This window comes from Flavobacterium sp. AJR, assembly GCF_002156885.1.
In the GTDB taxonomy this organism is placed as follows: domain Bacteria; phylum Bacteroidota; class Bacteroidia; order Flavobacteriales; family Flavobacteriaceae; genus Flavobacterium.
Genome location: NZ_NCWQ01000030.1, coordinates 52,657 through 75,238, shown reverse-complemented (window position 1 = coordinate 75,238; position 22,582 = coordinate 52,657). Strand labels below are relative to the sequence as shown.

At 35.2% G+C, this 22,582-nt stretch carries 27 protein-coding genes; 6 read left to right on the top strand and 21 right to left on the bottom strand.

Annotation, left to right across the window (positions count from 1 at the left end; all coding sequences use genetic code 11):
- Nucleotides 1-3: 3 nt before the first annotated feature.
- From secY to rplC, 21 genes are all read right to left on the bottom strand, one after another.
- Nucleotides 4-1,350, bottom strand: coding sequence for a preprotein translocase subunit SecY (secY, locus tag B8T70_RS09615; protein ID WP_035619626.1), 1,347 nt, complete (start codon nt 1,348-1,350; stop codon nt 4-6).
- 12 nt (nt 1,351-1,362) lie between these two features.
- Nucleotides 1,363-1,815: a 50S ribosomal protein L15 gene (gene rplO, locus B8T70_RS09610; RefSeq protein ID WP_039111735.1), complete on the bottom strand. Its 453-nt coding sequence runs from the start codon at nt 1,813-1,815 to the stop codon at nt 1,363-1,365.
- 11 nt (nt 1,816-1,826) lie between these two features.
- On the bottom strand, nt 1,827-2,009 hold the full coding sequence (gene rpmD, locus B8T70_RS09605) for a 50S ribosomal protein L30 (RefSeq protein ID WP_017495010.1): 183 nt from the start codon (nt 2,007-2,009) through the stop codon (nt 1,827-1,829).
- A gap of 12 nt (nt 2,010-2,021) precedes the next feature.
- Entirely contained in the window at nt 2,022-2,546 is a 525-nt protein-coding gene (gene rpsE / locus B8T70_RS09600; protein ID WP_085950271.1) for a 30S ribosomal protein S5, read from the bottom strand.
- A gap of 3 nt (nt 2,547-2,549) precedes the next feature.
- Nucleotides 2,550-2,900: a 50S ribosomal protein L18 gene (gene rplR / locus B8T70_RS09595; protein ID WP_039111736.1), complete on the bottom strand. Its 351-nt coding sequence runs from the start codon at nt 2,898-2,900 to the stop codon at nt 2,550-2,552.
- An 11-nt stretch (nt 2,901-2,911) separates the two neighbouring features.
- The gene (rplF, locus tag B8T70_RS09590) at nt 2,912-3,454 is read right to left on the bottom strand and encodes a 50S ribosomal protein L6 (protein WP_039111737.1); all 543 of its coding nucleotides are present in this window, start codon (nt 3,452-3,454) and stop codon (nt 2,912-2,914) included.
- Between the two features lie 18 nt (nt 3,455-3,472).
- Entirely contained in the window at nt 3,473-3,871 is a 399-nt protein-coding gene (rpsH, locus tag B8T70_RS09585) for a 30S ribosomal protein S8 (protein WP_035619634.1), read from the bottom strand.
- A 104-nt stretch (nt 3,872-3,975) separates the two neighbouring features.
- Nucleotides 3,976-4,245, bottom strand: a complete 270-nt coding sequence (gene rpsN, locus B8T70_RS09580; RefSeq protein WP_007803655.1) for a 30S ribosomal protein S14 — start codon at nt 4,243-4,245, stop codon at nt 3,976-3,978.
- A 3-nt stretch (nt 4,246-4,248) separates the two neighbouring features.
- Nucleotides 4,249-4,800, bottom strand: coding sequence for a 50S ribosomal protein L5 (rplE, locus tag B8T70_RS09575; protein WP_035619635.1), 552 nt, complete (start codon nt 4,798-4,800; stop codon nt 4,249-4,251).
- A gap of 2 nt (nt 4,801-4,802) precedes the next feature.
- Nucleotides 4,803-5,117 (bottom strand): 50S ribosomal protein L24, encoded by a 315-nt coding sequence (gene rplX, locus B8T70_RS09570; protein ID WP_035619636.1) that lies wholly within the window; start codon nt 5,115-5,117, stop codon nt 4,803-4,805.
- A gap of 11 nt (nt 5,118-5,128) precedes the next feature.
- Nucleotides 5,129-5,497: a 50S ribosomal protein L14 gene (gene rplN / locus B8T70_RS09565; protein WP_007803649.1), complete on the bottom strand. Its 369-nt coding sequence runs from the start codon at nt 5,495-5,497 to the stop codon at nt 5,129-5,131.
- 2 nt (nt 5,498-5,499) lie between these two features.
- Entirely contained in the window at nt 5,500-5,760 is a 261-nt protein-coding gene (gene rpsQ / locus B8T70_RS09560) for a 30S ribosomal protein S17 (protein WP_035619637.1), read from the bottom strand.
- Between the two features lie 17 nt (nt 5,761-5,777).
- Complete coding sequence (gene rpmC / locus B8T70_RS09555; RefSeq protein WP_007803639.1) at nt 5,778-5,969, bottom strand: 50S ribosomal protein L29; 192 nt, start codon at nt 5,967-5,969, stop codon at nt 5,778-5,780.
- 13 nt (nt 5,970-5,982) lie between these two features.
- On the bottom strand, nt 5,983-6,408 hold the full coding sequence (gene rplP / locus B8T70_RS09550; RefSeq protein WP_039111738.1) for a 50S ribosomal protein L16: 426 nt from the start codon (nt 6,406-6,408) through the stop codon (nt 5,983-5,985).
- Nucleotides 6,409-6,427: 19 nt separating this feature from the next.
- Entirely contained in the window at nt 6,428-7,180 is a 753-nt protein-coding gene (rpsC, locus tag B8T70_RS09545) for a 30S ribosomal protein S3 (protein ID WP_035619639.1), read from the bottom strand.
- A 5-nt stretch (nt 7,181-7,185) separates the two neighbouring features.
- The gene (gene rplV / locus B8T70_RS09540) at nt 7,186-7,599 is read right to left on the bottom strand and encodes a 50S ribosomal protein L22 (protein ID WP_007803631.1); all 414 of its coding nucleotides are present in this window, start codon (nt 7,597-7,599) and stop codon (nt 7,186-7,188) included.
- 6 nt (nt 7,600-7,605) lie between these two features.
- Nucleotides 7,606-7,884: a 30S ribosomal protein S19 gene (gene rpsS, locus B8T70_RS09535; protein WP_008464288.1), complete on the bottom strand. Its 279-nt coding sequence runs from the start codon at nt 7,882-7,884 to the stop codon at nt 7,606-7,608.
- A gap of 6 nt (nt 7,885-7,890) precedes the next feature.
- On the bottom strand, nt 7,891-8,715 hold the full coding sequence (rplB, locus tag B8T70_RS09530; protein ID WP_035619640.1) for a 50S ribosomal protein L2: 825 nt from the start codon (nt 8,713-8,715) through the stop codon (nt 7,891-7,893).
- Between the two features lie 9 nt (nt 8,716-8,724).
- Nucleotides 8,725-9,015, bottom strand: coding sequence for a 50S ribosomal protein L23 (rplW, locus tag B8T70_RS09525; protein WP_039111739.1), 291 nt, complete (start codon nt 9,013-9,015; stop codon nt 8,725-8,727).
- Nucleotides 9,016-9,022: 7 nt separating this feature from the next.
- Nucleotides 9,023-9,652: a 50S ribosomal protein L4 gene (gene rplD / locus B8T70_RS09520; protein ID WP_039111740.1), complete on the bottom strand. Its 630-nt coding sequence runs from the start codon at nt 9,650-9,652 to the stop codon at nt 9,023-9,025.
- On the bottom strand, nt 9,652-10,269 hold the full coding sequence (gene rplC, locus B8T70_RS09515; protein WP_035619642.1) for a 50S ribosomal protein L3: 618 nt from the start codon (nt 10,267-10,269) through the stop codon (nt 9,652-9,654). Before rplC ends, rplD begins: the two co-directional genes overlap by 1 nt.
- A 563-nt stretch (nt 10,270-10,832) precedes the next feature.
- Between rplC and B8T70_RS23590 the strand changes: the two genes are divergently transcribed.
- From B8T70_RS23590 to B8T70_RS09490, 6 genes are all read left to right on the top strand, one after another.
- Nucleotides 10,833-11,012 carry a hypothetical protein gene (locus tag B8T70_RS23590; RefSeq protein ID WP_123912092.1) on the top strand — a complete coding sequence of 60 codons (180 nt, stop codon included), beginning with the start codon at nt 10,833-10,835 and terminating at the stop codon, nt 11,010-11,012.
- A 48-nt stretch (nt 11,013-11,060) separates the two neighbouring features.
- On the top strand, nt 11,061-17,519 hold the full coding sequence (locus tag B8T70_RS09510; protein ID WP_086894706.1) for a gliding motility-associated C-terminal domain-containing protein: 6,459 nt from the start codon (nt 11,061-11,063) through the stop codon (nt 17,517-17,519).
- Nucleotides 17,520-17,589: 70 nt separating this feature from the next.
- Nucleotides 17,590-18,519 carry a type IX secretion system membrane protein PorP/SprF gene (locus B8T70_RS09505; protein WP_039116710.1) on the top strand — a complete coding sequence of 310 codons (930 nt, stop codon included), beginning with the start codon at nt 17,590-17,592 and terminating at the stop codon, nt 18,517-18,519.
- 12 nt (nt 18,520-18,531) lie between these two features.
- Nucleotides 18,532-20,472, top strand: a complete 1,941-nt coding sequence (locus B8T70_RS09500; protein ID WP_039116712.1) for an OmpA family protein — start codon at nt 18,532-18,534, stop codon at nt 20,470-20,472.
- Nucleotides 20,473-20,725: 253 nt separating this feature from the next.
- Nucleotides 20,726-21,376, top strand: coding sequence for a response regulator transcription factor (locus B8T70_RS09495; RefSeq protein ID WP_086894705.1), 651 nt, complete (start codon nt 20,726-20,728; stop codon nt 21,374-21,376).
- 202 nt (nt 21,377-21,578) lie between these two features.
- Nucleotides 21,579-22,520 carry a hydrogen peroxide-inducible genes activator gene (locus tag B8T70_RS09490; protein WP_039116716.1) on the top strand — a complete coding sequence of 314 codons (942 nt, stop codon included), beginning with the start codon at nt 21,579-21,581 and terminating at the stop codon, nt 22,518-22,520.
- The last annotated feature ends 62 nt before the right edge of the window (nt 22,521-22,582 follow it).

The following is a 22,582-nucleotide window of genomic DNA, read 5'->3' as shown; positions in this document are numbered from 1 at the left end:
AAATTAAGCTACTGCTTTTCTATTTTTACCAGTCTTCATTAAACCATCATAATGTTTGTTTAATAAATATGAGTTAATTTGTTGAATAGTATCTATCGCAACTCCAACCATAATTATTAACGAGGTACCTCCAAAAAACATTGCCCAAGATTGTTGTACATCCATAAAACTTACAACAATGGCTGGGAACACAGCAATCAAAGCAAGGAATAAAGATCCTGGGAAAGTTATTAAAGACATCACTTTATCAAGATAATCAGAAGTTTCAACTCCTGGTCTAACACCTGGAATAAAACCACCGCTTCTCTTTAAATCATCAGACATCTTGTTAGTAGGAACTGTAATTGCAGTATAAAAGAAAGTAAATACAACTATTAAAGTTGCAAATACAAAGTTATACCAGAATCCAAACATATTACTAAAAGCACCAACAATTGATTGTGATGTATCTGATTTTGATAATCCAGCTACAGCAGCAGGAATAAACATAATTGCTTGCGCAAAAATGATTGGCATAACCCCAGAAGCATTAAGCTTAAGTGGAATCCATTGTCTATTTCCGCCCATCAAATCTTGCTCATAATCTCCTGAAGTTGTACGACGAGCGTATTGAACTGGGATTTTACGTACTGCCATAATCAACAATACACAAGAAATAATAACTAATAACCAAATAATAATTTCGATAACTAATAACATTGGCCCTCCATTGTTATTGGTAACTCTGGTTGTAAATTCTTGAATAAAAGCTTGTGGAAAACGAGCCAATATACCAACCATAATCAACAATGAAATTCCATTTCCAATACCCTTATCTGTAATTTTTTCTCCTAACCACATGGCAAAAATTGTACCTGTAACTAAGATTATCACAGAAGAAAATAAAAACTCAAAAGAATTAAAACCTAGTAAGAATGCACTACTAGGTAATGTTCTATATAAATTATAGATGTAAGTTGGTCCTTGAACTAGTGTAATAACAATAGTTAACCAACGTGTTATCTGATTAATTTTTTTTCTACCGCTCTCTCCATCATTTTGAAGTTTTTGTAAATACGGAATCGCAATTCCCATTAACTGTACAACAATAGACGCAGAAATATAAGGCATAATACCTAAAGCAAAAACTGAAGCTTTAGAGAATGCACCTCCGGTGAACATGTCTAGAATAGATCCTAAACCATTTTTTGTTTGTCCCGCTAAACCAGTCAATTGCGTTGCATCAATTCCAGGAAGCGTAACGTGTGCTCCAAAACGATATACTAAAAGAAGTCCTAAAGTAATTAAGATTCTATTTTTTAGTTCTTCGATTTTCCAAACATTACTTATTGATTCAATAAATTTCTTCATACAATAGAAAAATTATATTGTTACAGCTTCTCCACCAGCAGCTTCAATAGCAGCTTTTGCAGTAGCAGTAAATTTGTGAGCAGTTACTTTTAATTTTGCTTTCAATTCTCCTCTACCTAAAATCTTAACGATCTCATTTTTGGTAGCTAGACGATTAGCTACATAAACTGTCATATCAACAGAATCTGTAATAATACCATTGTCTACTAATAATTGAAGCGTATCCAAATTTACACCTTCGTATTCTTTACGGTTGATGTTTGTGAAACCGAACTTAGGTACACGTCTTTGAAGTGGCATTTGCCCTCCTTCAAAACCAATCTTTTTAGAATAACCAGAACGAGATTTTGCTCCTTTGTGACCTCTTGCAGAAGTACCACCTTTTCCTGAACCTTCTCCTCTACCTAATCTTTTATTTTGATTGTGTGTTGACCCTTCAGCTGGTTGTAAGTTACTTAAATTCATAACAGTATTTGTTATTTAGCTTCTTCAACAGAAACTAAGTGTTTAACTTTGTTTATCATCCCAAGGATAGCAGGATTTGAATCATGCTCTACAACTTGTCCCATTTTACGTAGACCTAAAGCTTCCAAACCTCTCTTTTGAGAAAGAGGACAGTTGATTTTGCTTCTTACTTGTTTTACTAATAATTTAGCCATAATTTCCTTGAATTAACCTTTAAAAACTTTTTCTAAAGAAACACCTCTTTGTTTTGCAACAGTATAAGCGCTTCTCATTTGTAATAAAGCATCAAAAGTTGCTTTCACTACGTTATGAGGATTTGATGATCCTTGAGATTTAGATAATACATCGTGAATACCTACTGATTCAAGAACTGAACGAACAGCTCCACCAGCAATAACTCCTGTACCATGAGACGCAGGAATTAAGAATACACGTGCACCACCAAATTTACCTTTTTGTTCGTGAGGAACTGATTGTCCGTTCAAAGGAATTTTTACTAAATTTTTCTTAGCATCTTCTACTGCTTTCGCAATTGCTTCAGAAACGTCTTTAGATTTTCCTAATCCGTGACCAACTACTCCATTTTCATCACCTACAACTACAATAGCAGAAAAACCGAAAGCTCTACCACCTTTTGTAACTTTAGTAACACGATTAACACTTACCAGACGATCTTTAAGTTCAAGACCACTTGGTTTTACCAATTCTACATTTTTGTATTTAGACATAATATATTAGAATTTAAGTCCAGCCGCTCTTGCGCCTTCTGCTAATGATTTAATACGACCGTGATACAAATATCCACCTCTATCAAAAGTGATGGTATCAATCCCAGCTTTTAACGCTTTCTCTGCAACTAGTTTTCCAACAGCAGCAGCGATTTCAACGTTAGTACCTTTTCCTATTTCTTTTTCTCTTGAAGAGGCAGCTAATAATGTAACTCCATTTACATCATCAATAATTTGAGCGTAAATTTCTTTGTTACTTCTAAATACAGATAGTCTTGGGTTAGTAGCAGTACCACTAATCGATTTTCTAATTCTGAATCTAATTCTCTGTCTTCTATCAGATTTTGTTAATGACATAATCTTATTTTTTAAGCTGATTTACCTGCTTTTCTTCTTAATACTTCACCTACAAATTTAACACCTTTTCCTTTATATGGCTCTGGCTTACGGAAACCTCTGATTTTCGCAGCAACCTGACCTAAAAGTTGTTTATCAATTGATGTTAATTTTACGATAGGGTTCTTACCTTTTTCAGATATTGTTTCTAAAACTACTTCAGGAGCAACTTCTAAAACAATATTGTGAGAATATCCAAGAGCTAAATCTAACTTTTGTCCTTGGTTTGAAGCTCTATAACCAACTCCAACTAATTCTAAAGATTTAGTAAACCCTTCATTTACTCCAATAATCATATTATTGATTAATGATCTGTAAAGTCCGTGTTTTGCTCTGTGATCTTTGTGATCAGACGATCTATCTACTTGAACTTGATCGCCTTCAACCGTTACAGTTACATCCGAAAACTCCTGTGTAAGTTGACCATTTTTTCCTTTTACTGTAATAATACCGTCTTTAACTTCTACAGTTGTACCAGCAGGGATTACAATTGGATTTTTACCTATTCTTGACATCTTATATAGTCTTTATAATTAGTATACGTAACAAATTACTTCACCACCTACATTTAATTGCTTAGCTTGTTTTCCTGTCATCAAACCTTTTGACGTAGAAACAATAGCAATTCCTAATCCGTTAAGGATTCTAGGTAAATTAGAAGCACCTGCATATTTACGTAAACCTGGTTTACTAATTCTTTGGATATCTTTAATTACTGACTCTTTAGTATCTTTATCATACTTCAAAGCGATTTTGATTGAACCCTGAACAGCGTTGTCCTCAAATTTGTAACTCAAGATATAACCTTGATCGAATAAGATCTTAGTTATTTCTTTTTTTAGATTAGATGCTGGAATTTCAACAACTTTGTGGTTTGCAGCCACAGCGTTACGAACTCTAGTCAAATAATCTGCAATAGGATCTGTATACATATGTATTTGATTGCGATTATGGTTTTCGGGAGGCACTCGCCTCCCGAACCTTTAATCAATTAAAATTATTTTTTGGTTTGCAAAAGTAATAACTTATTGCGAGATTACCAAGACGCCTTTTTAACTCCAGGAATTAATCCATTATTAGCCATCTCACGGAAAGTTACACGTGAAATACCAAATTGACGAATATAACCTCTTGGTCTACCTGTTAATTTACAACGATTGTGCAAACGAACTGGTGAAGCATTTTTAGGTAATTTTTGTAAACCTTCAAAATCTCCAGCTTCTTTCAAAGCTTTTCTTTTCTCAGCATACTTAGCTACCGTTTTCTCTCTTTTCACCTCACGGGCTTTCATTGATTCTTTAGCCATGTCTTAATTCTTTTTAAAAGGTAATCCTAATTCAGCCAATAATGACTTTGCTTCCTTGTCTGTTTGAGCAGTAGTAACAAATGTAATATCCATTCCTGAAATTTTGTTTACTTTATCAATATCAATTTCAGGGAAAATGATTTGCTCTAAAACTCCAAGATTGTAATTACCTCTTCCGTCGAAACCAGTAGCTTTGATACCACTAAAATCTCTAACGCGCGGTAAAGCAGAAGTAATAAGTCTATCTAAAAACTCATACATTCTCTCACCACGTAAAGTAACTTTTGCTCCAATAGGCATCCCTTTTCTCAATTTGAAAGACGCAACGTCTTTCTTTGAAATTGTAGATACTGCTTTTTGTCCAGTGATCTTTGTTAACTCATCAACTGCATAGTCAATAAGTTTTTTATCAGATACAGCTGCACCAACTCCACGGCTCAAAACGATTTTTTCAAGTTTAGGAACTTGCATTACGTTTGTATATCCGAATTCTTCTTTAAGAGCAGAGATTACTCTACTCTTATATTCTTCTTTTAGTCTAGGTGTATATGCCATTACTATAGTACTTGATTAGATTTTTTTGAAAATCTTACTTTCTTATCTCCTTCTACTCTAATACCAACTCTAGTTGCTTCCTTAGTTTTAGGATCAATAAGAGAAATGTTAGATATTTGTATAGAAGCTTCTTTCTTAACGATACCACCTTGAGGGTTTTTAGCACTTGGTTTTGTATGTTTCGAAACCATGTTTACACCTTCAACTATCGCTTTATTTTTTTCACGGTATACTCGTAAAACTTTACCTTCTGATCCTTTATGGTCACCAGCAATTACTCTTACGATGTCTCCTGATTTTATTTTTAGCTTTATCATCTTAAAACGAATTAAAGCACTTCTGGTGCTAATGATACAATTTTCATGAATTGTTTTTCACGAAGTTCTCTTGCTACCGGACCAAAAACACGAGTTCCTCTCATTTCCCCTGCAGCATTCAAAAGAACACATGCATTGTCATCGAAACGGATATAAGAACCATCAGCTCTTCTCACTTCTTTTTTGGTACGCACAACAACTGCAGTTGAAACAGCTCCTTTTTTCACGTTTCCGTTTGGAGTTGCATCTTTGATAGAAACTACAATCTTGTCACCAACAGAGGCATACCTTCTTTTGGTACCTCCTAAAACACGGATAGTTAAAACTTCTTTAGCTCCTGTGTTATCTGCTACTTTTAGTCTTGATTCTTGTTGTACCATAATTATTTAGCTCTTTCAATGATTTCAACTAATCTCCAACATTTTGATTTACTTAAAGGACGCGTTTCGCTAATTCTTACAGTATCTCCAATGTTACAGTCGTTTGTTTCGTCGTGTGCAACGTATTTCTTTGTTTTCAACACGAACTTACCGTATAATGGGTGTTTTACTTTTCTTACTTCAGCAACAACGATAGATTTCTCCATTTTGTTAGAAGTAACAACACCAATTCTTTCTTTTCTTAAATTTCTTTTTTCTTCCATCTTTCAGCAGAATACAATTATTGTAACTCTCTTTTAGTTAGCTCTGTAGCCAATCTTGCAACTGTTCTTCTTACACTTCTAATTTGAAGTGGGTTCTCAATTGGAGAAATAGCGTGGGCCATTTTTAGGTCAGCATATATCTTCTTAGTTTGACTAAGTTTTTCTTGCAACTCCGCTGCAGAAAGATCTTTTATTTCTGATTGTTTCATAATATAATATAAATTATGCTTCGAAATCTCTAGCAACGACGAATTTAGTTTTTACTGGAAGCTTTTGAGCTGCAAGACGTAACGCCTCTTTTGCAACTGATAAAGGAACTCCTCCAACTTCAAACATAATTCTTCCGGGTTTAACAACGGCAGCCCAATATTCAACGGCACCTTTACCTTTACCCATACGTACCTCAAGAGGCTTCTTAGTAATTGGTTTGTCTGGAAATATTTTGATCCATAATTGTCCTTCTCTCTTCATGAAACGAGTTGCAGCAATACGCGCAGCTTCGATTTGACGAGAAGTTAAGAACATTCCATCTTCATGTACAGATTTAATACCAAACATTCCATTAGAAAGTTCAAATCCTCTTTGAGAATTCCCTTTCATTTTACCTTTTTGTACCTTACGGTATTTTGTTCTTTTAGGCTGTAACATTTTTCTTTAGTTTAAAAATTTACTTTCTTTTACGAGCGTCTGGTTTTGAACCTTTATTAAAGTTAGATTTGCCACGAGGAGCATCTCCACCTTTACCACCACCAGCTTGTTTTTTATCCATTCCAGCAAGCGGAGAAAGATCTCTCTTTCCATAAACTTCACCTTTCATGATCCACACTTTGATCCCCATTCTACCGTAAGTAGTATGAGCTTCTGCAAGTGCATAATCAATATCAGCTCTGAAAGTTGATAGAGGAATTCTACCTTCTTTGAAACCTTCTGAACGTGCCATTTCAGCACCATTCAAACGACCAGAAATCAAAACTTTGATACCTTCAGCGTTCATACGCATAGAAGCAGCAATAGCCATTTTGATTGCACGTCTGTAAGAAATACGACTTTCTATTTGACGAGCGATGCTTGTCGCCACAAGATAAGCATCTAATTCAGGTCTTTTGATTTCAAAGATGTTAATTTGAACCTCTTTGTCTGTAATTTTCTTAAGTTCTTCTTTTAACTTGTCTACCTCTTGTCCACCTTTCCCAATAATAATACCAGGTCTTGCAGTAGTGATAGTAACGGTTACAAGTTTCAAAGTTCTCTCGATGATTACTTTTGATACACTAGCTTTTGATAAACGAGCGTGGATATACTTTCTGATTTTGTGATCTTCGGCAAGTTTATCACCGTAATCATTTCCACCATACCAGTTTGAGTCCCACCCTCTGATGATACCAAGTCTATTTCCAATTGGATTTGTCTTTTGTCCCATGCTGTTTAAGAATTGCTTTGTGTGTTATTGATAGCTCCAAGCACGATTGTTACGTGGTTAGAACGTTTTCTTATTCTGTGTGCACGACCTTGAGGTGCTGGACGAAGTCTTTTCAACATCATTCCACCATCTACTCTGATCTCTTTAACAAATAATCCAGCTTCTTCTAAATTACCTTCACTATTTTTTTGCTCCCAGTTATTGATTGCAGATAATAATAGTTTTTCTAATTTTCTTGAAGCTTCTTTAGAACTAAATCTTAAGATGTTAAGTGCTCTTTCTACCTTCTGACCTCTTACCAAGTCCGCTACTAAGCGCATTTTTCTAGGTGAAGTAGGGCAGTTATTCAATTTTGCGAAAGCAATAGACTTATTAGCCTCTTTTCTCGCATCTGCTGTTTCTCTTTTACGAACTCCCATTGCTTCTTATTTTTTACCTTTATTTTTTGCTCCAGCATGACCTCTAAAAGATCTAGTTGGTGAAAATTCTCCTAATTTGTGACCTACCATGTTTTCTGTTACGTAAACTGGTACAAATTGACGACCGTTATGAACTGCGATAGTTTGTCCAACGAAATCTGGAGTAATCATTGAAGCTCTAGACCAAGTCTTTACAACTGCATTTTTACCACTTTCTACGTTTTCCTGAACTTTCTTGTCTAACTTATAATGAACGAAAGGTCCTTTTTTTAATGAACGTGCCATATCTTATTATTTCTTTCTACGTTCTACGATATACTTGTTACTCGGGTTTTTCTTAGAACGAGTTCTATAACCTTTAGCTGGTATTCCATTTCTTGAACGTGGATGTCCACCAGAAGAACGTCCTTCTCCACCACCCATTGGGTGATCAACAGGGTTCATTGCAACAGGTCTTGTTCTAGGTCTTCTTCCTAACCATCTTGTTCTACCTGCTTTACCAGATACAACTAATTGGTGGTCTGAATTAGAAACTGCTCCAATTGTAGCTGCACAAGTTAACAAAATTAATCTTGTTTCACCAGATGGCATTTTAATTGTAGCATATTTTCCATCTCTTGCCATTAATTGAGCAAATGTTCCAGCAGAACGAGCGATTACAGCTCCTTGTCCTGGTCTCAATTCGATACAAGAAATAACAGTTCCTAAAGGAATTCTGCTTAAAGGCAATGTGTTACCAATTTCTGGTTGAGATTCCGGTCCAGAAACTAATTTCTGACCAACTTTCAATCCATTTTGAGCGATAACATAAGTTTTCTCTCCATCAGCATAAGCTAATAAAGCGATAAATGCAGTACGATTTGGATCATATTCGATTGATTTCACTGTAGCTGGAATTCCTTCTTTTGTACGTTTGAAATCAATAATACGATATCTCTGCTTGTGACCACCACCCGTATAACGCATGGTCATCTTTCCTTGACTATTTCTACCTCCAGAGTTTTTTATCGGCGCTATCAAAGAGCGTTCCGGCTTATCAGTTGTAATGGCGTCATAACCATTCACAACTCTAAATCGCTGACCTGGGGTAATAGGTTTTAATTTTCTTACTGACATTTTTCTATCTTAGATATTGTTGTAAAAATCAATTGTTTCTCCTTCTTGTACTTGAACAATTGCTTTTTTGATTGCATTTGTCTTTCCGCTGATCAAACCACTTTTTGTGTATTTTGTAGTTCTATCCGGTCTTACATTCATTGTGTTAACACTCAAAATAGTTACTCCATAAGCAGCTTCAACAGCTTTCTTAATCTGAACTTTATTTGCTTTTTTGTCAACAACAAAACCGAAGCGATTCAAAACTTCACTTTCCTTGGTTACTTTTTCAGTTACTATAGGTCTAATTATGATACTCATATTCCTATTATTTGCTTAAATTTTCTTCAATTACCTCTAAAGAGCTCTCTAAAAGCACTAAATTATTAGCGTTCAAAATAGCGTAAGTGCTTAATTCATAGCTACTTACAACACTAGAAGCCTTTAAATTGCGTGACGACAAATATACATTTTTATTCGACTCTCCCAACACAAATAAAGATTTTTTATTTTCTAACCCTAAAGCTTTCAAAACATTAATGAAATTTTTAGTGTTTGGCGTTTCAAAATTAAAGTCTTCTAAAACAACAATACTTGCTTCTTTTGCTTTAATTGAGAAAGCAGATTTTCTTGCCAATCTCTTTAAGTTTTTATTCAATTTGAATGAATAACTTCTTGGTCTTGGTCCGAAAACTGTTCCACCACCTTTAAACAAAGGATTTTTAATACTACCCGCACGAGCAGTACCAGTTCCTTTTTGTTTTTTAATCTTACGTGTACTTCCCGCTACTTCAGCTCTTTCTTTAGCTTTGTGAGTACCTTGTCTTTGATTAGCTAAATATTGCTTAACATCAAGATATACAGCGTGATTATTTGGCTCAATTGCGAATACTGAATCAGAAAGTTGAACTTTTCTACCAGTATCTTTTCCGTTGAAATCTAATACTTTTACTTCCATTACTTCTGAATGATTACATAAGAGTTGTTATGACCAGGAACACATCCTTTAATAACTAGTAAGTTCTTTTCAGCAACTACTTTTAAAACTCTAAGGTTTTGAACTTTTACATTGTCTCCTCCCATTCTTCCAGCCATACGCATTCCTTTGAATACTCTAGATGGATAAGAAGAAGCTCCCACAGAACCTGGCGCTCTTAAACGGTTGTGTTGACCGTGAGTTGCTTGACCAACACCACCAAAACCGTGACGTTTTACAACCCCTTGAAAACCTTTACCTTTAGACACACCTTGTACATCTACAAATTCTCCTTCAGAAAAAATAGAAACATCAATAAGATCTCCTAATTTTTGCTCTGTTGCGAAATCTTGGAATTCAACGACTTTTTTCTTAGCTACAGTTCCAGCTTTCTTAAAGTGACCTAAAGCCGCTTTTGTGGAATGTTTCTCGTTTTTGTCATCGAAACCTAGTTGCAACGCTTCATACCCGTCAACACCTTTGGTTCTGACTTGGGTAACAACACATGGACCAGCTTCGATTACTGTACAAGGAATATTTTTCCCGTTTTCATCAAAAATACTTGTCATGCCGATTTTTCTACCAATTAACCCAGACATAAATATTAATTATTAATTATTAAATTTAAATATATTTATATATAAATTCCTTATTTTCTTTTTGGAATATTAAAACGCCGAATCTTATTATACGCTGTTATTTTTAAACTTGTAAAACATTAAGTGTCTGTTTTATAAACGTATGAGTACCTATGTGGTATGTGTTTTTTAGGATGTTACCTAGTTTTTATAATATGTTTGCCTAACGTTTTTATGTAGTGTGAATATTGTCCCCAAATCAATCTCACATTATAAATTGCTTACTTAACCTCAAGAGCTATTGAGAAAATTTTTTAGTTTTTTACTTGTTAAAAAAAAGTAACACAAGTACAAACCTAAATTTTATTTTCTTCTAAAAGAATTACTGAGTTATTAACACAAACTAAAAATTTAAGATATCCTTATGGGTATTGTTATTGACCAAAATCGCAAAGAAACTTGTTTTTCTTAACGTTTTTAGGCATGATGCAATATGACAATTTCAGTACCAGATAAATCTTAAATCTATAGCTAATAGCAGTAATCGCTTATTACGCATGTAATTTTTAAACAACTTATATATTATGGATCATTCTATTTTTTTGAGGCGCTTTGTGCCTTGGGCTAAATTGTTTTATAAAATATTTAAACCAATTAGTATTCGACATGGATTACAAATCCCGAATCATCAAGTAGCGGCTTGTGGTAACAATAGTGCTTATAGTACTACACAGTCATTCTTGACAACACTGATCAGTTATTAACATTAAGCCCAATTTTAAATCAATTTAAAAACTTTATAACTGCGAAACATGAAAAAAATTACTTTAATTAAAAAATCCTGCTTGGCAAAGGTTTTTCACCGTAGATCGGTTTTATTGCTATTTCTACTGGTGAATTTTGCAATGCAAGCACAAGTGACCTTGCCTACATTTACTCTCAGCGTGACGCCAACTCCAGAGACTTGCAGGAACAATGGCGCATTAGCATTTAGTACTACGGGAACAGATCCCGGTGCTACTGTTACCTATGCGATCTACAAAGCTCCAAATTTTAGCACGGCGCTTGTTACAACAACAAGCAATTCTCAAACGGGACTAAGCGGAGGTGTTTATCGTATCGTTGCCACCCAAAGTATGGTCGGACACACGAGTAACTCTCAAACTTGGGATGGCAATATAAGTGCAAATGTGAGTCCGCTAGGTTTTACTGTTACTAAAACAGATGTGACTTGTCCTAATTCAGGCGCAATTAATGTCACGATTAATGCAGGAAACCCAGCTGCTGTTAATGCGTATTCAATTACAGGCCCTATGAATGTAGGTCCTCAATCGAGCGGATCTTTTACAGGTCTTAGCGGAGGTTCTTACGTAGTGTCGGTTACAGATAATTGTGGGGAAATTGTAACTCAAACAGCTACTCTTACTGTATTTACACCTAATATAGAATTTGCTGATGGTAGTAATGGTATTAGTAGTTATAATACAGAAAGAAGTGCTTGTGGTTTTGGCGATTTTCGACAATTTATAAAAGCAGGAGCAGATAGTAACGTAATGGTTTACCCGCTTCAGTTTGACTATATTGTTCATCCACCTGGTGGAGGAGCAGACATAACAACTTCTAAAACAATTACAGGTCCTAATCGGTTTGGTAGTAGTACTGAGGACATAACTACCTCTATTCCTTTTTATACTGCACCTTTTGTATTAGATCTAAAGATCACAGATGCTTGCGGAAATGTCTTTCCTGCTACACGAAATATTAATAATCCTGCAGAAGTATTTGCTCAGATTTTACCTGCAGATTGTATGGGATCCTATATTTCTTTAGGCACTCAATATATGGTAAAAACTTTGCAATACGAGGTTTTATCGGCACCGCCGGGATACACCATTGGTGCACCATCTAACTCTAACCTTGTAGGAGGTGTTGGAAATCCAATACCAGATGGGGTTTATATGATTCGTGTAACGGATGCTTGTAATGTTTTTATTGATGAAGAGGTTACAGTATCTACTCCAACTCCGAGTGTATGGGTATTTCAGGGAATAGGTTGTGGAGCTGGAAATGGTACATTTTCGATATCACAAAATACGTCAACATATACTTTTGTAAGTGCAAGAATTTTGGCAGGACCTTCGGGTTTCTCTGGTTCTTATCCTGTTGACGTTACATCTCGTATTACTGCAGACGGATACAATGTTGTCTTTGATGATGTTGCAGGAGGAATATATAAAGTTGAAACGACAGATAATTGCGGACATATCATTCCTACCGATGTGACTGTTATAGGTTATGATCAAGGGACTGTAGTTGCAGCTAAAGTTCAAAAGTGTGGTAGTTTTGATGTCAATTTGAGTGTAACAGGAGATAATCTTGTTCAAGCTAATCAAAATGTGTTTTATTGGCTACAAATAAAAGATCCTTCAAGTAATAATTGGGGACATCCTACAGCAGGAGGTTTTTCCAGCGATGTACCTAGCGCATCAAATGCTCAATCATTAATAAATGGTCAGCAGCAAGGTTCTTGGACAGCACCGGGAACTTATAGAATAGTAAAGACTTTTACAACGCTTGAATTGTATCCAGGTGTTGCTAATTATGGTTATGGAAGAAATTGTTTTGATGTTCTTTCTACTTTTGATTATGCTACAATGGGGTTGAAACCGAAAGATTTATATTCGTTTAAATGTGCAGATGGGGTACATTATAACGCTTCTATAACTGGTTATGACGGTGTTGAACCTTATACGTATGCGATTACTACTAAAGATGGTAACCCATTTGTAGTAAATAATGGTAGCAGTAGCCTTTTTACAGGTTTAACCGGTGGTATCTATAATTTTAGGATTACAGATGACTGTGGTAATGTGGTTAACTCTTTACTTGATATTGAAAAACTAGGTTTACCAAAATTAACAGCCGTAAATATATGTAATGGTTCAACAACAGGAAAACTTTCTGTAGATGGAGTTCCATATCTTAATTTTAGCTGGACAAAAGACAATGATCCAACTGTATTGAGTACTACTTCAACGTTATCTTTTCCAACATTTAATACAGCTACCGATACGGGTACTTATCATGTAAGACTTACTTCGTCTCCTCCAGGATCTTGTGTAGATGTTGTTTTAGATTATCAAATAACCTCAAATTTAGATAACCCAAATTCTGGGGCAGATAGTTCAACAGCTGTTTGTAGATCAGTTACTACTTTAGATTTAAATACATTGCTTCCTGCTACAGCTGATCCTTATGGAACGTGGGTTGAAACAACAAACCCATCAAGCGGAAATTTAAATGGTCATCTTTGGTCACCATCAGTATCTGCAACAGGATCATTTACATTTACATATACTGTGAATGGGTTATGTTCAGGAACTTCTGTGTCAACTTATACAGTTGTTAATACAGCTGCTCCAGCTGCTCCAACAGCTGATGTAACGGAACCAACTTGTACTTTAAGCACAGGTACTATTACTGTTCTTACTCCCGTAGTAGCTCCGGATATTACTTATACGCTTACGGGAACAAATCCTGTAATTCCAGCAGTTACCAATGCAACCGGTATATTCTCAGGATTAGCATCGGGTACTTATGATCTTACTGCTTCTGCAGGAACATGTATCTCTGTAGCAGCTAGTTTTACCGTGAGTGCACAACCAGTAACACCTGCAATAGCATTATTTGGTGCAGTAACACAACCAACGTGTACTGTTGCTACAGGTAGTTTTACAATTACCAATTATGATGCTACAAAGACCTATAATTTTACACCATCTGCAGGAGTTAGTATCTCTGCAGGAGGAGTTGTAACGGCACCTGCCGAAACATATACAGCAACAGTTACAGATGCAAATACAGGATGTACGTCGGCAGCTTCGGCTAGTTCAACAATAGATGTTCAGCCTGTAACGCCAGTTGTACCAACATTAGGAGCTGTAACTCAGCCTACATGTGCCACAGCAACAGGAAGTTTCACAATTACTAATTATGATGCGACTTACACATACACTTTTACACCAAATACAGGAGTAAGTGTCTCTGCATCAGGAGTTGTAACAGCACCAGAAGGTAACTATACAGTTACGGCAACATTAGGAGCTTGTATTTCACCTTCGGCTAGTACAACAGTTAATGCGCAACCTGTTACACCAGTACAACCAACATTAGGAGTTGTAACACAACCAACAACTTGTGCTTCTCCAAATGGAAGTTTTGCAATTACCAATTATGATGTAGCTTATACGTATACTGTTACACCAAATACGGGAGTAAGTATATCAGGAACAGGAATTGTAACAGCACCGGCAGGAGATTATTCAGTAACAGCTACATTAGGAGCTTGTACTTCAGTAGCTTCTTTAGAGGTAACAGTTAATGCAGCACCATCTGCACCTGCAATAGCATTATTTGGAGCGGTAACACAACCAACGTGTACTGTTGCTACAGGTAGTTTCACCATTACCAATTATGATGCTACAAAGACCTATACTTTTACACCAAATACAGGAGTTAGTATTTCTGCATCAGGAGTTGTAACAGCACCGGCAGATTCATATACAGCCACAGTTACAGATGTAACTTCAGGATGTACGTCAGCAGCTTCAGCTATTTCAACAATAAATGTTCAGCCTGTAACGCCAGTAGCACCAACATTAGGAGTTGTAACACAGCCTACATGTGCCACAGCAACAGGAAGTTTCACAATTACTAATTATGATGCGACTTACACGTATTCAGTTACACCAAATACAGGAGTAAGCGTATCAGCTACAGGAGTTGTAACAGCACCAGAAGGTAACTATACAGTTACGGCAACATTAGGAGCTTGTATTTCACCTTCGGCTAGTACAACAGTTAATGCACAACCAGTTACACCAGTACAACCAACATTAGGAGTTGTAACACAACCAACAACTTGTGCTTCTCCAAATGGTAGTTTTGCAATTACCAATTATAATGCAGCTTACACTTATGTTGTTACACCAAATACGGGAGTAAGCATATCAGGAACAGGAGTTGTAACAGCACCGGCAGGAGATTATTCAGTAACAGCTACATTAGGAGCTTGTACTTCGGTAGCTTCTTTAGAGGTAACAGTTAATGCAGCACCATCTGCACCTGCAATAGCATTATTCGGCGCAGTAACACAACCAACGTGTAGTGTTGCTACAGGTAGTTTTACAATTACCAATTATGATGCTACAAAAACATATACGTTTACACCAAATACTGGAGTAAGTATATCAGGAACAGGAGTTGTAACAGCACCGGCAGATTCATATACAGCCACAGTTACAGATGTAACTTCAGGATGTACGTCGGCAGCTTCGGCTATTTCAACAATAAATGTTCAGCCTGTAACACCGGTTGCACCAACATTAGGAGCTGTAACTCAACCAACGTGTTCTACAGCAACGGGTAGTTTTACCATTACCAATTATGATGCTACTTATACGTATACATTTACACCAAATACAGGAGTAAGCGTATCAGCTACAGGAGTTGTAACAGCACCAGAAGGTAACTATACAGTAACGGCAACATTAGGCGCTTGTACTTCACCTTCGGCTAGTACAATTGTTAACGCACAACCAGTAACACCTGCACAACCAGTATTGAGTACTGTAGTACAACCTACAACTTGTGCCATGACAGCAGGAAGTTTTACAATCACTAATTATGATGCAACTTACACGTATACAATTATACCATCTACAGGAGTAAGTATATCGGCTACAGGGGTTGTAACAGCACCGGCAGGAGATTATACAGTATCAGCTACATTAGGAGCTTGTACTTCAGTAACTTCTTTAAGTACAAAAATCAATGCAGCACCATCTGCACCTGCAATAGCATTATTCGGTACAGTGACTAAACCAACGTGTACTGTTGCTACAGGAAGTTTTGCAATTACCAATTATGATGCTACAAAGACATATACTTTTACACCATCTACTGGAGTTAGTATCTCAGCATCAGGAGTTGTAACAGCACCGGCAGGAACATATACAGCAACAGTTACAGATGTAACTTCAGGATGTGTTTCATCAGTGTCTGATGATGTAGTAATACAATCTGTAATTTGTGCCAAAATAGATGATTACACTCCAATGCCAATCATAGGAAGAGATGGAGGTACAACATTGAGTGTACTAAGAAATGATACTTTGAACGGATTAGCAATCATTGCATCTGAAGTGAACTTATCAGAAGTAAATGTACCAACAGGATTAACATTAAATGGTGATGGAACTATAACTATAGCTCCTAACACACCAGCGGGTATTTATGTTGTTACTTACAGGATTTGTGAGAAGTTGAATCCATCAAATTGTGATACAACAACTGCCACGGTAGTTGTAGTTACAGCTAGAATTGATGCAATAGTCGATGATTATTCTGCAACACCTATCAATGGGAAAAATGGCGGTACAACTACGAGCGTATTAACAAATGATACTCTTAACGGATTCCCTGTTGTACCTGCTGAGGTAAACTTAACAGGAGAAAATGTACCAACAGGATTAACCTTAAATGCAGACGGAACTATCACGGTAGCACCAAACACGCCAACAGGTAATTATGTGGTTACTTACAGAATCTGTGAAAAGTTAAATTCATCAAATTGTGCTACAACAACTGCTACAGTAGTAGTAGTAACAACAGTAATTCAGGCAAACGATGATGATTATACTGCAACGCCAATTAATGAAAAAGATGGAGGTACAACGCCAAGTGTATTAACAAATGATACCCTAAACGGAGTACCGGTTATACCATCTGAAGTAAACTTAACAGAAGTATCTGTTCCGGCAGGATTTACATTAAATCCCGATGGTACAATCACAGTTGCACCTAATACGCCGGCAGGAAACTACACCATTAGTTACAGCATCTGCGAAAAAGCAAATCCAACAAATTGTGATACAGCGACAGTTTCAATAGTTATAGATCCATCTTGTATTATAGAAGTCTTTAATGCTGTTTCACCAAATGGAGACGGAGAAAATGATGTATTTAAAATTGATGGATTAGAATGTTTCCCTGATAACACAGTAGAGATTTATAATCGTTGGGGAGTTTTAGTATTTGACCAAGATCATTATAATAATTCAGACAGAGTCTTTAAAGGAATATCTGAAGGACGTGTAACGATTAATCAAAGTGCAGAGCTGCCAGTAGGAACTTACTATTATATTCTAAAATATAAAGACAACGCTTCAAATGCACATTCGAAAGCAGGGTACTTGTATTTAAACAGATAACAGATAAATTTAAATTAATCCCTGAGAGCTGGGAAAACTTTTCTTCTCAGGGATTTAAATAAAAAAACAGATGAAAAAAATAATATTAAGATTTGTTTTGCTACTGGCAACAATCGCAAGTTATGGACAACAAGACGCACAGTATACACAGTATATGTATAATACTATAAACGTCAATCCGGCCTATGCAGGATCAAGAGGAGTAATGAGTATTTTTGCTTTGCATCGTTCACAATGGGTAGGACTGGATGGTGCACCAGTAACTAATTCAGCATCGATAAATACCCCAATAAATGGAACTAATTTAGGAATAGGAGTTTCAGTTGTTAATGACAGAATTGGCCCATCAGACGAAAATAATATTGCTTTAGATGTTTCGTATACTATTCATACATCAGAGCGTTATAAATTATCTTTTGGAATAAAAGGAACAGCTAATTTATTGAATGTTGATTTCACCAAGTTGAATCAATACGATAAAAATGACTATGTTTTTGAAACCAACATTGATAATAAATTTTCGCCTAATATTGGAGCAGGAGTCTATTTGCATTCAGATAATACTTATGTTGGTTTGTCGGCACCACAATTGTTGGAGACCAAACATTTTGACAGATATGCTGATGCAGGATCTAATAGTCATGTGGCTAAAGAAAATATGAATTTGTATTTAATTGCAGGTCATGTATTTGATTTAAGCTATAATGTAAAATTCAAACCTTCTTTGCTAACCAAATACGTACAAGGAGCTCCTTTGCAAGTAGATGTATCAGGAAATTTTTTAATCAATGAAAAATTTGTTGCAGGTGTTGCTTATAGATGGAGTGCTGCATTAAGCGCCATGGTAGGATTTCAGGTAAGCAATTCTTGGTTTATCGGGTATGCATATGATTTAGACACCACCCGATTAGGAAATTACAATTCAGGATCACATGAAATCTTTTTGCGATATGAATTGTTCAATAAATATGATAAAATGATATCTCCAAGATTCTTCTAAACTACTACTATTATGAAAATAAAAACTCTACTTTATAGCACCATTTTTAGCGTTCTGGCTTTACATAGCTATGGACAAAAAGCAGGAATAGTTGCGGCCGACAAGAAATATGAAAGATATGCCTATGTCGATGCTATTGCCATCTATGAGCGTGTAGCCGAGAAAGGTTACAAAGACGAAAAAATGTTTCAAAAGCTTGGTAATGCTTATTATTTTAATGCTGAATTACCCCAAGCTGAAAAATGGTATGGTGAACTTTTTGCTATGAACCCAAACCAGGAACCTGAATATTATTATCGTTATTCTCAAACACTCAAGTCTGTAGGTAATTATGCCAAAGCAAACATGATGTTAGAGGAATTTAATAAGAAATCAGGCAATGACCTAAGAGCTAAATTATATGAGAATAATAAAAATTATCTGGAAATAATTACAGCAAATTCAGGTCGTTTTGATATAGCTGATCTCGGTATTAATTCTGCATCTTCAGATTATGGGAGTTCATTTTTAGACAATAAATTAGTTTTTGCCTCAGCAAGAGATACAGGAGGAGTTTCTAAGAAAGTGTTCAGCTGGACCAATCAATCGTTTACTGATATATATACTTCTGAAATAAAAGCTGGAGGAGAAATGGGGAAACCTGAGCGCTTTAGTAAAAAAATCAATTCAAAATTTCATGAGTCAACACCAGTATTTACAAATGATGGTCAAACGATGTACTTTACCCGAAACAATTATTTGAACAGTAAAAAAGGAAAAGACAACAAGAGTATAACACTATTAAAATTATACAAAGCAACGCTAACGGATAATCAGTGGGGTAATGTAACCGAATTACCTTTTAATAGTAATGACTATAGCGTTGCACATCCTGCATTAAGTTTAGATGAGAAGACATTATACTTTGCCTCAGATATGCCAGGAACATTAGGGCAGTCAGATTTGTTTAGTGTAAAAATCAACAGCGATGGCAGTTATGGTGTTCCAATGAATTTAGGAAAGACTATTAATACTGAAGGAAGAGAAAGCTTCCCATTTATATCTGGAGATAATGAGCTTTATTTTGCAAGCGATGGACATCCCGGGCTTGGAGGTTTAGATGTATTTGTATCTAAAATAGGAAATGACAACAGCTTTGGCGAGGTTCAAAATGTAGGCGCTCCAATAAACAGTTCTCAGGATGATTTTGCTTTTTTGATAGATAGCAAAAATCGAAATGGGTTTTTCTCTTCCAATCGAAGTGGTGGTAAAGGATATGATGATATTTATCGTTTTTTAGAAATGCGAAAACTAATTTGTGAGCAATTATTATCCGGAATTATAACAGATCGTGAAACTGGTGCTGTCCTTGCAGACTCAAAAGTAAGCTTGTACAACGAGAAAATGGAGTTAATAACTACCACAACAACCGATGATAAAGGAAGTTATAAATTTGATGTAGTGTGCGGAAAAATATATTCAGTACGAGCAGAGAAAAAAGACTATGAAACTAAGGAAGAAAGAATTACGATAAATAATGCAACGGGAAAAACGGTGCTATCATTGCAATTAGAGCAACGAATCAAACCTATAGATGTAGGTACAGATTTAGCAAAAACCTTAAATATACCAATTATCTATTTTGATTTAGATAAGTCATTTATTCGCAAAGAAGCAGCCTTCGAACTAGAGAAAGTACTTGCTGTAATGCAACAATATCCAAAGATGAAAATCGATGTTCGTTCGCATACCGATAGTCGTGCAACATTTAAATACAATATTGCATTATCAAACAGAAGAGCCAAATCTACTATCGCATGGTTAGTGAAAAACGGAATTTCTTCAAGCAGGCTAACAGGAAAAGGTTATGGCGAATCGCAATTGGTAAACCATTGTTCTGATGGGGTAAAATGTACAGAAGAAGAGCATCAGGCTAATAGACGCAGTGAGTTTGTTATTGTTTCGATGCAATAGTGAAATAATGTTACACTATTAAAATTACATTTATTTCAATAAATGATGGCATAAATATTTAGAAGGGATAGGCGATTTAGGATAATGATTTTAATTATTATTACAGCTGACTCCCTTCTTCTTAAATTAGGTTTGTAATTGTCATATTTATTTTAGTATTGAGTAAAATCTTTAAATTGAAAATACAAATAGAGCCGTTATTCTCTTTACAATAACATTTTCCCCTTTTCAAAGTAAATATATTTAACCTAAAATGAAACAATCAAATAATTTTTGTTTTGTAGTTGCTGATCGTCATTGTGTAGTCCGGCATGGACTTTCTCTAATTATAAAAGAATCATTCTCAAACCCTGTAGTTTATCAAACAAAAAAATTTAGCGATATTATTAAAACACTTACAGAAACTAAAGTTGATTTATTAATTATGGATGTGAATTTTCCAGAAGGCAGTAGCCTGAATATTTTAAAAGAAATAAAATCCATTCAGCCCAATGTAAATATTTTAATATTCTCAATCTGTGATGAGGATTCGTATGCGATGCGCTATTTAAACGCTGGAGCATCTGGGTTTCTAAGCAAGGAAAGCTCAGAAGAAGAAATAAAAAATGCCTTAAATGCAATGATTTTTTCAGGTAAGTTTATTACACTTAGTTTAAAAAATAAAATTTTAGAGTCTTGCATCTCAAAAAAACCAGTTAATCCACTAGATCTTTTATCTAACAGAGAACTTGAAATTGCTCGTTTACTAGTCGATGGGTATGGAAATTTAGAAATAATGGCATACCTAAAAATAAAATCAAACACTATTAGTACTTACAAATTTAGAATTTTTAAAAAATTAGAAATAGATAATTTGGCTAGTCTAATAAAGCTCTTTTTGCAATATTCAGATGTAGTAAATTAGTTAATTTCTATTCAAAAAAAATCATACAAAATTATGAATTCATTATTTATCTAATTTGTTTTAATGAATTAGTAATGAGTCATTTTGTAATGTTTTGTTGTTGTTTTTATAAAGTTTCATCTTTAAAAAGACAAAAGTATATTTGCATACTTATACGCGTAAGCTAATAAATTTAATTATTATATAGATAAAATCTAACACAGTGAATATACAGCAATTAGAATACATAGTTTCATTAGACAAGCATCGCCATTTCTTAAAAGCATCAGAAGCCTGTTTCATTACACAAGCGACCTTAAGCGGAATGATTAAAAAACTGGAAGATGAACTCAATGTCATCTTATTCGACAGGAGTAAGCAACCAGTTCGACCTACAGATATTGGCATGAAAATAATAGAGCAGGCAAAAATTGCTTTGCAGGAAACCAACAGGATAAAAGAGATAATACGTGAAGAAACAGGTGAGGTGAGGGGAGATCTCCGAATAGGAATTATACCATCACTAGCTCCATATTTATTACCTCTTTTTATAAAAGATTTTATGGCAAACTATAAAGAAGTTAAGTTGGTCATTAATGAGTTGACTACCGAAAAAATTCAGGAGAAATTGAAGGATGGCTCAATAGATGTAGCCATATTGGCAATTCCATTATTAGATAAAGGTTTAAAAGAAGAAACCTTATTTTATGAAGAATTCTATCATTATGGTGATTTGAATGCTGCTTCGGCTAAGAAAAAATACATTGTTCCAGAAGATATAAATCCTAATAAATTGTTACTGCTGGAAGAGGGGCATTGCCTTAGAAACCAGATTGTAAATTTATGTGAATTAAGAACCAAAGGCGCTTCAGATCTAAAAATAGATTATCAGTCGGGTAGTATCGAGACCCTTAAGCAAATGGTAGATTTGAATATGGGCACAACGATTCTCCCTGAGTTAACAGTACTAGCGTTAAATAAAGAACAAAAGAACAAGATTAGCCGTTTTGTATCCCCATATCCAGTTAGGGAAATAGGATTAGTTTATTACAATCATTTTGTAAAAAAAAGACTGATTGAGGCATTAAAAAAATCTATCCTTGAGACTATTCCAGACACTATGTTATTGAAGAAAAATATGTCTATTATTCCAGTAAAACAATAGTCACTTTGTTATAATCTGAATAGCACAAAATAATAAATAAAATAAACGCGTATGAATCGTTA

Excerpts from the sequence above, each read along its gene's own strand:
- rplO (WP_039111735.1), bottom strand. The coding sequence starts at position 1,815 with ATGAATTTAAGTAACTTACAACCAGCTGAAGGGTCAACACACAATCAA.
- B8T70_RS09510 (WP_086894706.1), top strand. The coding sequence starts at position 11,061 with ATGAAAAAAATTACTTTAATTAAAAAATCCTGCTTGGCAAAGGTTTTT.
- rplP (WP_039111738.1), bottom strand. The coding sequence starts at position 6,408 with ATGTTACAGCCTAAAAGAACAAAATACCGTAAGGTACAAAAAGGTAAA.
- rpsC (WP_035619639.1), bottom strand. The coding sequence starts at position 7,180 with ATGGGACAAAAGACAAATCCAATTGGAAATAGACTTGGTATCATCAGA.
- rplV (WP_007803631.1), bottom strand. The coding sequence starts at position 7,599 with ATGGGAGTTCGTAAAAGAGAAACAGCAGATGCGAGAAAAGAGGCTAAT.
- rplR (WP_039111736.1), bottom strand. The coding sequence starts at position 2,900 with ATGTCATTAACAAAATCTGATAGAAGACAGAGAATTAGATTCAGAATT.
- rplX (WP_035619636.1), bottom strand. The coding sequence starts at position 5,117 with ATGATAAAGCTAAAAATAAAATCAGGAGACATCGTAAGAGTAATTGCT.
- B8T70_RS23590 (WP_123912092.1), top strand. The coding sequence starts at position 10,833 with ATGGATCATTCTATTTTTTTGAGGCGCTTTGTGCCTTGGGCTAAATTG.
- rpsN (WP_007803655.1), bottom strand. The coding sequence starts at position 4,245 with ATGGCTAAAGAATCAATGAAAGCCCGTGAGGTGAAAAGAGAGAAAACG.
- rplB (WP_035619640.1), bottom strand. The coding sequence starts at position 8,715 with ATGTCAGTAAGAAAATTAAAACCTATTACCCCAGGTCAGCGATTTAGA.
- B8T70_RS09500 (WP_039116712.1), top strand. The coding sequence starts at position 18,532 with ATGAAAATAAAAACTCTACTTTATAGCACCATTTTTAGCGTTCTGGCT.
- rplC (WP_035619642.1), bottom strand. The coding sequence starts at position 10,269 with ATGTCTGGGTTAATTGGTAGAAAAATCGGCATGACAAGTATTTTTGAT.
- rpsS (WP_008464288.1), bottom strand. The coding sequence starts at position 7,884 with ATGGCACGTTCATTAAAAAAAGGACCTTTCGTTCATTATAAGTTAGAC.
- rplF (WP_039111737.1), bottom strand. The coding sequence starts at position 3,454 with ATGTCAAGAATAGGTAAAAATCCAATTGTAATCCCTGCTGGTACAACT.
- rplE (WP_035619635.1), bottom strand. The coding sequence starts at position 4,800 with ATGGCATATACACCTAGACTAAAAGAAGAATATAAGAGTAGAGTAATC.
- B8T70_RS09495 (WP_086894705.1), top strand. The coding sequence starts at position 20,726 with ATGAAACAATCAAATAATTTTTGTTTTGTAGTTGCTGATCGTCATTGT.
- secY (WP_035619626.1), bottom strand. The coding sequence starts at position 1,350 with ATGAAGAAATTTATTGAATCAATAAGTAATGTTTGGAAAATCGAAGAA.
- rplD (WP_039111740.1), bottom strand. The coding sequence starts at position 9,652 with ATGGAAGTAAAAGTATTAGATTTCAACGGAAAAGATACTGGTAGAAAA.
- rpmD (WP_017495010.1), bottom strand. The coding sequence starts at position 2,009 with ATGGCTAAATTATTAGTAAAACAAGTAAGAAGCAAAATCAACTGTCCT.
- rplN (WP_007803649.1), bottom strand. The coding sequence starts at position 5,497 with ATGGTACAACAAGAATCAAGACTAAAAGTAGCAGATAACACAGGAGCT.
- B8T70_RS09505 (WP_039116710.1), top strand. The coding sequence starts at position 17,590 with ATGAAAAAAATAATATTAAGATTTGTTTTGCTACTGGCAACAATCGCA.
- rpsH (WP_035619634.1), bottom strand. The coding sequence starts at position 3,871 with ATGTATACAGATCCTATTGCAGATTATTTGACTAGAGTTCGTAACGCT.
- rpmC (WP_007803639.1), bottom strand. The coding sequence starts at position 5,969 with ATGAAACAATCAGAAATAAAAGATCTTTCTGCAGCGGAGTTGCAAGAA.
- rpsQ (WP_035619637.1), bottom strand. The coding sequence starts at position 5,760 with ATGGAAGAAAAAAGAAATTTAAGAAAAGAAAGAATTGGTGTTGTTACT.
- rplW (WP_039111739.1), bottom strand. The coding sequence starts at position 9,015 with ATGAGTATCATAATTAGACCTATAGTAACTGAAAAAGTAACCAAGGAA.